Source organism: Alteromonas sp. Cnat3-28, from assembly GCF_022348265.1.
In the GTDB taxonomy this organism is placed as follows: Bacteria; Pseudomonadota; Gammaproteobacteria; order Enterobacterales; family Alteromonadaceae; genus Alteromonas; species Alteromonas macleodii.
On record NZ_JAKREY010000001.1, the window covers coordinates 95,756 to 108,011 of the forward strand.

Annotated in this window: 13 protein-coding genes and 3 tRNA genes; 13 read left to right on the forward strand and 3 right to left on the reverse strand. The window is 44.5% G+C overall.

Annotated features, from left to right (window positions below; translation table 11 throughout):
* Window positions 1-3: 3 nt before the first annotated feature.
* The 13 genes from uvrC to MHM87_RS00510 all read left to right on the forward strand — a co-directional run bounded on the left by uvrC (window position 4) and on the right by MHM87_RS00510 (window position 9,058).
* Window positions 4-1,821: an excinuclease ABC subunit UvrC gene (uvrC, locus tag MHM87_RS00450; protein ID WP_239257498.1), complete on the forward strand. Its 1,818-nt coding sequence runs from the start codon at window positions 4-6 to the stop codon at window positions 1,819-1,821.
* A 123-nt stretch (window positions 1,822-1,944) separates the two neighbouring features.
* A complete protein-coding gene (gene pgsA, locus MHM87_RS00455) occupies window positions 1,945-2,517 on the forward strand; it encodes a CDP-diacylglycerol--glycerol-3-phosphate 3-phosphatidyltransferase (RefSeq protein WP_014949608.1) in 573 nt (190 codons plus the stop codon).
* A 169-nt stretch (window positions 2,518-2,686) separates the two neighbouring features.
* Window positions 2,687-2,762 (forward strand) — tRNA-Gly (locus MHM87_RS00460).
* Between the two features lie 41 nt (window positions 2,763-2,803).
* Window positions 2,804-2,877 (forward strand) — tRNA-Cys (locus tag MHM87_RS00465).
* 59 nt (window positions 2,878-2,936) lie between these two features.
* Window positions 2,937-3,023, forward strand: a tRNA-Leu gene (locus tag MHM87_RS00470).
* Between the two features lie 128 nt (window positions 3,024-3,151).
* Window positions 3,152-3,844, forward strand: a complete 693-nt coding sequence (locus MHM87_RS00475; protein WP_014976631.1) for a DTW domain-containing protein — start codon at window positions 3,152-3,154, stop codon at window positions 3,842-3,844.
* Between the two features lie 74 nt (window positions 3,845-3,918).
* On the forward strand, window positions 3,919-4,416 hold the full coding sequence (gene tpx, locus MHM87_RS00480; RefSeq protein ID WP_014949606.1) for a thiol peroxidase: 498 nt from the start codon (window positions 3,919-3,921) through the stop codon (window positions 4,414-4,416).
* Between the two features lie 122 nt (window positions 4,417-4,538).
* The gene (locus MHM87_RS00485) at window positions 4,539-5,369 is read left to right on the forward strand and encodes a sulfurtransferase (protein ID WP_049588222.1); all 831 of its coding nucleotides are present in this window, start codon (window positions 4,539-4,541) and stop codon (window positions 5,367-5,369) included.
* Window positions 5,370-5,451: 82 nt separating this feature from the next.
* On the forward strand, window positions 5,452-6,177 hold the full coding sequence (gene cobB, locus MHM87_RS00490; protein ID WP_049588221.1) for a Sir2 family NAD+-dependent deacetylase: 726 nt from the start codon (window positions 5,452-5,454) through the stop codon (window positions 6,175-6,177).
* A gap of 12 nt (window positions 6,178-6,189) precedes the next feature.
* Entirely contained in the window at window positions 6,190-6,816 is a 627-nt protein-coding gene (locus MHM87_RS00495) for a LysE family transporter (protein ID WP_014949603.1), read from the forward strand.
* 82 nt (window positions 6,817-6,898) lie between these two features.
* Window positions 6,899-7,630: a stress protein gene (locus tag MHM87_RS00500; protein ID WP_014949602.1), complete on the forward strand. Its 732-nt coding sequence runs from the start codon at window positions 6,899-6,901 to the stop codon at window positions 7,628-7,630.
* Entirely contained in the window at window positions 7,623-8,414 is a 792-nt protein-coding gene (locus MHM87_RS00505; RefSeq protein WP_014949601.1) for a glucosaminidase domain-containing protein, read from the forward strand. Before MHM87_RS00500 ends, MHM87_RS00505 begins: the two co-directional genes overlap by 8 nt.
* On the forward strand, window positions 8,411-9,058 hold the full coding sequence (locus MHM87_RS00510; RefSeq protein ID WP_014976627.1) for a DUF2987 domain-containing protein: 648 nt from the start codon (window positions 8,411-8,413) through the stop codon (window positions 9,056-9,058). Before MHM87_RS00505 ends, MHM87_RS00510 begins: the two co-directional genes overlap by 4 nt.
* Before the next feature lie 14 nt (window positions 9,059-9,072).
* On the opposite strand, the gene MHM87_RS00515 is transcribed toward MHM87_RS00510, so the two are convergent.
* The 3 genes from MHM87_RS00515 to uspE form a co-directional block, all read right to left on the reverse strand.
* Complete coding sequence (locus MHM87_RS00515) at window positions 9,073-10,095, reverse strand: patatin-like phospholipase family protein (protein ID WP_014979378.1); 1,023 nt, start codon at window positions 10,093-10,095, stop codon at window positions 9,073-9,075.
* Entirely contained in the window at window positions 10,096-11,049 is a 954-nt protein-coding gene (gene ttcA, locus MHM87_RS00520; RefSeq protein ID WP_014949598.1) for a tRNA 2-thiocytidine(32) synthetase TtcA, read from the reverse strand.
* A 148-nt stretch (window positions 11,050-11,197) separates the two neighbouring features.
* A complete protein-coding gene (gene uspE / locus MHM87_RS00525; RefSeq protein WP_014949597.1) occupies window positions 11,198-12,121 on the reverse strand; it encodes a universal stress protein UspE in 924 nt (307 codons plus the stop codon).
* Window positions 12,122-12,256: the final 135 nt, after the last annotated feature.

A 12,256-nucleotide genomic window follows, 5' to 3' on the forward strand; every position in this document is an offset into this window, starting at 1 on the left:
ATTATGTCTGCATTTGATTCAGCAGCATTTCTTAAGAATCTAACCTCTCAACCTGGCGTGTACCGCATGTACAATAGTCAGGAAGAGGTTATTTACGTAGGAAAAGCCAAAAACCTTAAAAAGCGTGTATCAAGCTATTTTCGTAGTAATCTTGATAACGCCAAAACGCGTTCGCTAGTTAGTCAGATTGCGAACATGGATGTCACGGTTGTAAACAGCGAAACCGAAGCGTTCTTGCTTGAGAACAACTTCATCAAGAAATACAAACCGCGTTACAACGTGGTCATGCGTGACGACAAGTCTTATCCCTTTATCTTCTTATCCGACCACGAACATCCAAGGCTTTCTTTCCATCGCGGCCCTCAAAAGAAAAAGGGCGAATACTTTGGCCCATACCCCAGTGCGTGGTCGGTGCGAGAAAGCTTGCGTTCAATGCAGCGAATTTTCCCCGTACGTCAGTGCGAAGATAGCTATTACCGAGCACGCAGCAGACCTTGTCTTCAGTATCAGATGCAGCGCTGTAGTGCGCCGTGTGTAGAAGGCTATGTGAGCGATGAAGAATATAAAGAGCAGGTCAATTTTGCACGCTTGTTCTTGAAAGGTAAAAACCAGCAGGTCATTGGTGGGCTGGTGGAAAAGATGGAAGCAGCCAGCGAGGCACTCAACTTTGAAGCTGCTGCCCGTTACCGCGATCAGATTAATGCACTAAGAAAAGTGCAAGAACGACAGTGGGTTGCCGGTACTCAAGACGAAATGGATGTGTTTGGGTTTGCGTTTAAAGGAAATATGGCGTGTATTCAGGTAATGTTTATTCGCGAAGGGCAGTTGTTAGGCAGCAAGGCCTATTTTCCCAAAGTACCCAACACTGCCGATGAACAAGAAGTTTTTGAATCTTTCTTCCTACAGTTCTATCTGGCGGGAAACAAAGTTATTCCAAAGCAGATAGTACTTGGCAATACATTAACTGACGAAGACGCGATAGCAGATGTACTAGCTAGTGAAGCTGGGCACAAGGTTCAGTTCTTTAAAGGGGCGAGGGAAGAGAAGCGCAAGTACCTGCAGCTCGCGCAGTCAAATGCGCAAACTGCGTTAGATGCTCAATACAGTCAGCAAAAGTCTGTGTTTGCACGCTATCTCGACTTAGAAGCGGCACTGGAAGTTGATACGCCTATTCAACGCATGGAGTGTTTTGATATATCACACACGTCTGGCCAGCAAACGGTGGCTTCGTGTGTGGTATTTAATCGTGAAGGTCCGCACAAAAGTGACTATCGCCGATACAATATAGAAGGCATTACCCCAGGTGATGACTACGCGGCCATGGCACAGGCGTTAAAACGTCGATACAAGTCAGTGAAAGAAGTGCAAAAAATACCAGACCTTCTATTAATAGACGGTGGTAAAGGACAGCTTGCCCAAGCAGAAGCGTTTTTTGAAGATTGGCCCCATGATAAAAAGCCTATGCTGTTAGGCGTGGCAAAAGGCACCACCCGTAAGCCTGGCTTAGAAACACTAATACTGGCAGGTAGCCATCAGGTTCTGCCGATGGATAGCCATTCGCCAGGGCTTCACCTTATTCAGCATATTCGCGACGAGTCTCACCGATTTGCCATTACTGGGCACCGCAACCGACGCCAGAAAGTTAAAACCACGTCGAGTTTGGAAAGCATACCTGGTATTGGTGCAAAACGCAGACAAACACTGCTTAAATTCATGGGGGGCTTGCAGGGTCTTAAGAAAGCCAGCAAAGATGAAATTTCAAATGTACCTGGTATAAGCCCTGAACTGGCGGAAACTATTTACGACCACCTTCATCAATAAATGAATGAGTAACAAGCAATGCATTACAAATTAAGGTAATGTGTTAGAAAAATGAAAGATGCAGAGCTTATACGCTACCGCGCTAAAACGCCCATAGAGGCATAACACCGAGACGTACTTTTTATGTGGACTGTTCCAAACTGTATTACTTTATTCCGAGTAATCCTTATTCCTGTATTTGTAGTTGTTTATTTTCTTGATTGGCGCTGGGCGCACGAGGCAGGCGCATTTATTTTTTGGCTTGCGGCAATAACGGACTGGTTTGACGGCTATCTAGCAAGAAAACTACAGCAGTCTACACCTTTTGGTGCATTCTTAGATCCTGTAGCAGACAAGCTCATTGTGGGCGCTGCTCTTCTTATGATTACTCATAGTTATGCAAACCTGTGGATCACGTTGCCATCTATTGCGCTATTGGTTCGTGAAATTTATGTGTCGGCGTTACGTGAATGGATGGGTTCGAATGGTGTAAGGGATGCGGTTAAAGTGTCTTTTATAGGTAAAGCAAAAACCACTGCGCAAATGTTAGCCTTAATTGGCTTGTTGTCGGGATTAGAAACCTTTATGGGCATAACTATTTATTGGGTTTCTTTAGGTTATATTCTTTTATATTTCTCAGCAGTGCTGTCAATTTGGTCAATGTTTGTTTATACAAAAGCGGCCTGGCCACACCTTCGAAGTGGCGCAGTAAAGTGAAATTGATCGTACATTAATCAAAGTGAATAAAAAAATAGCAAACGATCATAAAAAACCGCATTTATCTCAATTTAAACGCTTTTTTGTGTTGACAGTTTTGAATGGGTAGGTAGAATGCACCCCACATTTCGAGAGGACATCAACCTAACGAAATGGTCGATTAAGACATGCGGGAATAGCTCAGTTGGTAGAGCACGACCTTGCCAAGGTCGGGGTCGCGAGTTCGAATCTCGTTTCCCGCTCCAATCTCTTAGAGATGAGTTTTAATCACGCGCCAGACGCATCTGGCGGAATGGCAGAATGGCTATGCAGCGGATTGCAAATCCGTCTATCTCGGTTCGACTCCGGGTTCCGCCTCCAAACGCTGCAACGCAGCATCAGGTTCTACGCCTGACACCTTTGCTGAAAAGCAACCCGATGCCCGGGTGGTGAAATTGGTAGACACAAGGGATTTAAAATCCCTCGCTGGTAACAGCGTGCCGGTTCAAGTCCGGCCCCGGGCACCATTTATCTACTCCCAATTTTCCAAACTTTAAATCAAAAAATTGATAAGATAATTGCGCTCTTTTATCACAAATTACTATGGTAAAATCCATAAAAATTTTGGCAAAGACGTACTATCTTGAATTCTGTTATGTCACTTCGTTTAGATGAGTTATCTCGTGCTGAACGTCCATTCCACGCTCGTGGGAGTAAAGTAGTTCGCTGCGACGCGTGTCTGCTTCCAACGCAAAACTGTATTTGTGAATTTAAGCCTGAGGCTGGCACTGATGTGGCGGTTTTGTTCTTGATGTACAAAGGCGAATATTATAAGCCTACTAATACCGGTCGTTTAATTGCGGACGTGGTTAAAGATAACCACGCATTTTTGTGGAAGCGCACCGAGCCAGAAGAGGCGCTATTGGCGTTACTTCGCAACGAAAAATATTTTCCTATCGTGGTATTTCCACACGAATATGCTGCAGCTGAACGTTGTATTGATACGCCACCATTGAATACTGGGAAAACGTTACTATTTATTTTCTTGGATGGAACGTGGCGTGAAGCAAAAAAAATGTTCGTGAAGAGCCCTTACTTGCATGACTTTCCTGTGTTGGGCGTGAGTATGGACGTAGCGTCAGATTATTTACTACGCGAATCTACCCATGATTTCCAACACTGTACTGCTGAAGTTGGTATTAGCGTTTTAGACCTTGCAGAACAGAAGCAAGGGGCGCAAACCTTAGCGCATTATTTCAGTGTGTTTAGACGGGAATATTTAAAAGGTAAGCCTCATTTGCAGCATAAGCTTGCGTTTGCAGAGTCGCAGGTTAAAAGTAACATTTAAAAAGCGTCACTTTTATTTGCGAAAGTATTGTTTTACATCCACTATTTCATATTAACAAAACACGGAGAAAGCGAATGGCATCAGTTACTTTTCAAGGCAATACAGTTACGACAAAGGGTCAGCTTCCTGAAGTAGGCACATCTGCACCAGACTTTACATTAGTGAAAGCAGATTTGGGTGAAGTAACACTGTCTGAGCTTGCAGGAAAAAATGTGGTATTAAACATTTTCCCTTCTATCGACACGGGAACATGTGCAATGTCTGTCCGTAAATTCAACGAAGAAGCGGCAAAATTGGATAACACTACAGTTATCTGTGTATCGGCAGACCTTCCGTTTGCAGCGGGTCGTTTCTGTGGTGCTGAAGGTATTGAAAATGTACTTACAGGCTCGACTTTCCGCTCAAGCTTTGGTGATGACTATGGTGTTACCTTTGAATCAGCGCCGCTTACTGGGCTGCTGTCTCGTTCAGTAGTGGTTATCGATGCCGAAGGCAAAGTGGTTTACACAGAGCAAGTTGCAGAAACAACAGAAGAGCCGAACTACGACGCGGCTATCGCAGCTCTTAGCTAAGTAGATCCGCAACATAGGTTAGTTGGTTAGCTAACTATGTAATGTGTTTGAATACGTACCGATTTGTTTTATCGGGGTATTACAGGGCACTCACTGATGTGGGTGCCTTTTAGGAGAATGTAATGGCATCGGTATTGCTCTCAGTTGGTGAATTAGCAAATGTAATGCAACAAAAGCCGGTAACGCTTGTACGAGCGTTAATGGACGACCCCGTTTCAAAAACACCAGATACGCGCACGGCAATGGTTTTACCTGCGTCAGTCGACTTTGACTTAGATAGTGAAGGTAGCGATCACACTACAGGTCTCCCTCACAGTATGCCTTCTGCAAATGACCTTGCAATTTATCTTGGTAATCAGGGTATAACAGCGAATACACCTATTACGGTATACGATACCCGTGGAATATATTCTGCGCCAAGAGTGTGGTGGATGTTAAAAGCGTTGGGCCACCAAGATGTTTATATATTAAATGGCGGACAGCCTGCATGGGAAAAAGCAGCGCTGCCGGTTTCAGAACAACAACAATACGGAAAATTAACCTATCAAGCTACACCTAGGCCTGGTTGGTTCGCAAATTCCGGTGCAGTTCTTCAGGCAATAAATACTGAAGCACAACTTGTTGATGCGCGTAGCGCGCCGCGATTCAAAGGAGAAGTGTCAGAGCCTCGTGAAGGAGTACGTTCAGGTCATATGCCTGGAGCGTTTAATATTCCTTTTGACACCTTACTCAAAAGCGGGCATTTTTTGCCAGTTGAGCAGCTTAAGGCTATTTTTGACCGCGCTAATATCGATTTACGCAAACCTATTATTTGTACGTGTGGTTCTGGCGTTACCGCCTGCATAATTGGTGTGGCGGCATTATTGTGCGGCGCTACTCAGGTTTCAGTATACGATGGCTCTTGGTCAGAGTGGGGCGCTGATACTCAATATCCTGTGGTCAAAGGTATGTAAAGAGTCGCGGCTTTTAACTAAGTAAATATACAACATGCTAATCGTATAATTAGCGCTATAACTACAGAGTAAGAACAACCTGATGCCATCTGATCAATCTCTACCCAATATTGTTATTCTTACCGGTGCGGGTATTTCCGCTGAATCTGGATTAAAGACATTTCGGGATAATGACGGCCTTTGGGAAAATCATCGCGTAGAAGAGGTGGCCACCCCAGAGGCTTTTGAACAAAATCCTAGCTTAGTTTATCGCTTTTACAACGCTCGACGTGCGCAGTTACAGCAAGACGACGTGAATCCTAATGCAGCGCATGAGGCGCTGGCCAAACTTGAGAAAGCGTTCGGTAGCAACCTGATGTTGGTTACTCAAAATGTGGATGACTTGCATGAGCGCGGTGGAAGCCAGTCTGTTTACCATATGCATGGCAAGCTGCTATCTGCGCGCTGCGCTATAAGCCAGCAGACTTTTGACTGGAGTGATAGTTTTGATCACACCACTAAATGCCCGTGTTGCAACAGAGTAACCTTACGACCGGATATCGTGTGGTTTGGTGAAATGCCCATGTACATGGAAGAGATTTACGATGCGCTTTCAAAGGCTGATGTGTTTATTGCCATTGGCACATCAGGTAATGTCTATCCTGCCGCGGGTTTTGTTCAGATCGCTAAAGAAAGTGGCGCACACACCATAGAGGCAAATTTGGAGCCGGGCGTAACTAATGCATTGTTCGATGAATCGCTAACAGGCCCTGCTTCTCACATCGTCCCACAATGGGTTGATCAATTAATATCAAAGTACGCACTGTAGGAGGCGCATGACATGCAGTATATGAATGAGTTTCTTACCATTGCGTTGGTACACCTTGTGGCTGTTGCTAGCCCAGGGCCAGATTTCGCGGTGGTTGTTCGAAACAGCGTGGCCTATGGCAGACGTATCGCCATGTACACCAGTATAGGGATTGGCTTAGCTATATTACTGCATGTGGCTTACTCGTTAGTGGGGCTTAGTGTGGTTATTGCAACTACTCCATGGTTATTCACCACGTTTAGCTATGCCGCCGCAGCTTATTTACTGTACCTTGCGTTTGGTGCGCTTAGAAGCGGGCCTGTAAAACAGGACCAGGCAGTTAACGCTGAAAAGAAAACATCCCACATATCTGCAAAGCGCGCAGTTTGGATGGGCTTTCTCACAAATGGACTAAACCCAAAAGCAACGCTATTTTTCCTCTCATTGTTTACTGCAATTATTAGTATTGATACTCCATTTACAGTGAAACTTGGCTACGGTATCTATTTAGCTATAGCTACTGGACTGTGGTTCTGTTTTCTTTCATACCTTTTGAGCACCAGTAAAGTAGCTGAGCTTATTGGTAAAAAAGGGTATTGGTTAGACCGTGCGATGGGGGTGCTACTCGTCGGTTTAGCTGCGAAATTAGTACTAGGTTAACGTTTGTTTACCTTACAAACAGGCATTTGTTTTTGTGAATTGGTATAATCCCGCCGATTTTTCAAAAAGATAAGAGAGTTGTGTGAAAGACGTAAACCAAGACCGCCTGAACAATACGTTGTCTAAACAGTATCAATTTGATACCAAAGGTCTATTGCGCCGCGCTGCCGGTTTAACAAAGGCAAACTTTTCATCATTGCTGCAGGGAAGTGTTGTTCTATTTTTGACGTTTGTCGTGTTAGGTGTATTTGCTCAGCAGTACATCACAATAAATGACGATGGGACCTATGTATTCGAGCATCAGTCTATCATAGAAATTGTTGCAATCTGCATCGTTGCCCCGCTGTTGACGGGGTTGTATATGATGGGCGTTTTTGTTGCCCGCGGCACTAAAACTTCAGTATTTACCGTATTCCAGTTTTTCCCCTTGATATTTTTGCTGGCGCTAACTCAGCTAGTGAACAGTATTCTTGTTCAACTAGGTATGATGTTGCTTATTATACCCGGCGTTTATTTTTATTTAGCATCGTCCTTTTCACTTATGTTGGTTGCTGACAGAAAGTTAACGCCAATTAGTGCGATCATCCTGTCGTGTCGCGTATTTAATGCATACTGGGCTCAAATTGCCAGCATATTTGGTGTGTTCTTTTTACTGTTTGTGTCGGTGCCATTAACGCTGGGCTTTTCACTTATTTGGGTATTACCTTTTTATTTTAGTATGATGGGCTTGCTCTATCAGGAACTGATTGGCGAGCAGGGAGTAAGCACGGAAGCATCTGAAAACGATGTGAATGAGTCTAGCTTCGATGCATAAGCGTGAAACCTTTAAAATTGTCCTTATTACGTTAGGCGTATTGGCGGTAATCGTCATTAACGCCATAATTTTTACTGAGGACGAACCGGATATTTTAGATATACCGCAAACGGTTGAAGCTAAAAAGCCGGTGCCTAACTTCTCTGCCTATACAGATGTAAAAGAGAAGAAAGAGGCATTTTTTAACTATTTACGTCCCGAAATAGAGAAGCAGAATGCGTATCTACTCACGCTAAGACATTACGTACAAACCTTATATAGAAAGGCGTTAGCTAACGAAACGCTCTCTGAAGAAGATATGGCAAGGCTTGAATGGTTAGAAGAGGAATATCGAGTTAAGCCAACGCAGCCGCTGAAATCAAAATTGCTAGCTCTGCTACAAAAGATTGATGTTCTACCTGCCGAACTCGTGCTCGTGCAAGCCGCGAATGAGTCAGCTTGGGGCACCAGCCGGTTCGCAAGAAAGGGCTATAACTTCTTTGGCTTATGGTGTTTCTCTAAGGGGTGTGGCTTTGTTCCTAACCGTCGAAACGATGGGGCATCTCATGAAGTTGCCAAATTCGACAGTTTGTCTCGTGCAACGTACACCTACATGCGAAATTTAAACCGCCACGACGCGTATGCGGATTTAAGAGAGATCCGCAGTCGACTGCGTGCAAACCAAATTCCTATTACTGGTGTTGCGTTAGCTGAAGGGCTAATGAACTATTCTGAGCGAGGAGCCGCTTATGTTGAAGAGCTTCAAACTATGATCCTATTTAACGAGGAGTTTTTATCCGAATGATACGCGCTGCTTTATTTTTTGCTTCATCTCTGTTTATTGGTGTAGGCAGTTCTTCCGTTGCTGCTGAAACGATAGATGTTGAGTACAGCCGTTTCTATAGCCATGTTAAAAAGCTGGATAATGAAGATACCCAAGCACTTCAGTTTGCATTCGGGTTCGTTCGTGTTGGCGAAGGGCGTTTATGTGAAGTTAACGGAGCGTCTATCGTAACCGATAAGAAAACAATGCCCTTAGAAGTGAGTGGTGAAGGGCGATTCACGGTGCCTACTGAAAAGGCCCTGAAACTTGCCAACGCACTGGTTCGCATCGATTTAAACGAACGCGCGAACGTGTGTGATATGTCGGTACAACTTGAAACCAAGCCGGAATATCTTAAGCAGTATTACACAAAAGACGACCTTACGTTTTTGTATGGTCAGTACGAAGCTTTCTTTAATGAAATGGGAAGTTTTTTGTCTTTCATGATGCCTTCGGTAAAGGGCTTGATGATTCAGTTTGATGACAAGAATTTAGATTTCATTACACCACAAGGTGTGCAAATCAATAACGGCGTATTGCATCTAGAACAAGATTGGATCAACGACGCAAAAGGCTTAACACTGCCTCATGCGCCGCTACGTGTTACCGCTATGGCTTCAAGCTAAATGCATATTTGGGATTAGGTAAGAAGCTGATACCTAATTTGCTCTGCTAAACGCGCGATGGTCTCTTCGCCCTTCGCGCATAGCTCTTCGGCTCTGTGGAATTCCATAATACCCACGTCGGTAAGCTGAGGCTCAATAAGAATGTCAGGCGGATCGCCAGCCAAACGTGAACGTGTGACGCGAGCTTGAAGTATCTCAAGTGAACTGCTCATCACGCTCATAATTCCCGGCGGGTTTCGCTTGTTCACTTTAGCGGGGACTTCGGTCAACTCTTCTTCCACTTTTTCAATCACATCAGAAGCAATGCCTTCTTCAGTCTTTACATTGCCAGCCGAGACGCTGTCTTTTTCATCTTTTTTCTCTAGGGCTTTTTCTTCTTTGTTGTCAGGAGAGAACCATTGGCGTAGTACGTTTTGACTCTTTGTAAAAAAGTCCTCGGTTTTGCGCTGGTTTTCTTCATGATCTTGTCTCAACTTTTCAAGACGAAGTGGTCGGAAATCGGCGTTAAGGTTAACCGCGATTACAAAATCGGCCCCTAATTGGCGACATAAGTTCACCGGTACAGGGTTTACAACGGCACCGTCTACCAACCAACGATCACCATGTGCTACGGGCGCAAAAAGTGCGGGAATAGCGCAGGATGCTTGAATGGTGTCTCCGATAGGACCAGAGTTAAACACTACTTCACGGCCGGTATAAAGGTCGGTAGCCACAGCCGCAAACGGCTTAAGCATGTCTTCATAAGTCGATTCACAAAACTCGCTTGCTAGCTTGTCGAAAACCTTCTGTCCGCTGGCAATGCCGCCGCGTCTAAGTCCTACACCCATAAGAGCAAGTACCTGCCAGTCGCTAAGGGAACAGGCCCACTCTTTCAATCCTTCCAGCTTGCCACTTGCGTAGGCAGCACCAACATAGGCACCAATAGAGCATCCCGCTACAACGTCAATTTTTACGCCGAGTTTTTCTAATGCTTCAATTATGCCAATGTGAGTCCAGCCCCTTGCGGCACCGGCACCTAGCGCAAGTCCGATTTTCATTTACTTAGGTTCCATAATGTTTATTACTTCAATAGTATTATCTTCATCACTGAAGTCCGTACTATTTTCTGTAGTGAAAGAAGGTTCATCGAACCCGATATCACCGTCTTCTACCGGGCCTTCTTGTGTAGCTATAGCTTTAAAATCATAAAGGTTGCTGTCGATTAAGTGTGAAGGCGCTACGTTTTGAAGCGCACGGAACATCGACTCTATACGACCTGGGAAGCGACGGTTCCAGTCTTGAAGCATAGCCTTTATGTTTTGGCGCTGTAGGTTTTCTTGTGAGCCACAAAGGTTACACGGAATAATCGGAAATTCAGCGGCCTGAGAATATTTCTCGATGTCTTTTTCTGTGCAGTACGCCAATGGACGAATAACGATGTGTTCACCGTTGTCGCTGACTAGCTTTGGCGGCATAGACTTAAGCTTGCCACCATGAAACATATTGAGGAAAAACGTTTCTAGCATGTCGTCGCGGTGATGACCTAATGCAATTTTAGTCGCACCTAACTCTTTTGCCGTGCGGTACAGAATACCACGGCGCAAGCGAGAACAGAGAGAGCAAGTCGTCTTTCCCTCTGGAATTTTGTCTTTAACAATAGAGTAGGTGTCTTCTTCTACAATTTTGTAGTCAACGCCAATGCTTTCTAGATATTCAGGCAAGATATGTTCTGGGAAACCAGGCTGCTTTTGGTCAAGATTAACCGCAACGATATCAAAGTGAATAGGCGCAATCTTCTTTAAAAACAATAAAATATCTAGCATGGTGTAGCTGTCTTTACCGCCAGATAAACACACCATTACTTTGTCGTTGTTTTCAATCATACCGAAATCGCCAATGGCTTTACCCACATTGCGGCGAAGTCGTTTCTGAAGTTTGTTGAAGTTGTACTTTTGCTTACTTTGCGCAGCATTTAATGGCGACGCGTCAGCACTGTTTGTGCCTAAACTCATAATTAACTAGCTTGGTTTGTGATAAAGCCACCATTATACATTAAAGCGGCTTTTCGAGACCATGCTTGTGAAGTTAAATTTGTTGGTGACATACCGTGTTGGCCGCTAAGTAACGGCAAACACGGGCTATGTAGACTTGATGAAAAGACTACACCGACAACGGCGACACAAATCCATCAGGCTTAATTGCAAGCACATCGCAATTGAGTTCGTCGATTACGTGTTCTGCAGTGTTACCAATTAGGGCCGCTGAAATTCCCACACGGCCAACGGTACCAATAACAACCAGCTCTGCATCCAGTGTTTTTGCCACTTGTGGGATAACTTTTTCCGGAAGGCCTTCTCTTACTACGCATTTGTTTTCAGGAATACCGTACTTTAACGCGTGACTACGCATTTCTTTTAAATGATGATTTTTTACCGCGTCGTGATAGGTATCGGGGTCGAACTCAGGCACTTCTATGGCGATATTAAGTGGTGTAGAAGGGTAACTGTTGACCAAATTTACGCTACCTTTCAATAAAGAGGCGTAGTCGTTAGCAATGAGGGTGAGCTTATCGTTAAGTGCGGCATGCTCATCGTCTTCACTGCCTACGTTTACTGCAGCAATAATCTCTCCTCCTTCTGGCCAGTCGTGCTCTTTAACGAGCAATACTGGCCGAGGGCATTTACGCATTAAATGCCAGTCGGTGGGGGTGAAAATAACAGAAGCAAGATCGTCGTGCTTTTTGGTTGCCTTTACCACTAAATCTATCTGATTGTTTAGGGTGTAGTAAATAATCGACTCATACGCACGATTATTCCATTCTACAACGATATCAGTTTCAGTGAATCCTTGTTCTCTTAAGTGGGTGGCAAGCCATTTTGCATGCTCCTTTGTAACTGCATCGCGCATTGACTCGCGCTCATCCGGGCTAAGCATGGTCGTCATATCATAAGATAAGTCGTATACCACCATCATTGCGGTAACTGAAGCGCCTGTTTTTGAAGCGAGTTCATAAGCTCGGCTTAGTGCAGGTTGGTTATCGCGCTCGGCATCTACCACGGCCAGAATTCGTTTACACTCAATCATAACGTTCCCCTAACTACGAAACTTAGTAGCGGCTGTCGAAATCGAAGCTTTCTAATACTAACTATAAACGACATTGGGAAAAACGTAAGTTGTTTTAGATCAAGAATTTTACGAGGCGACCATGAGTGAACCTAC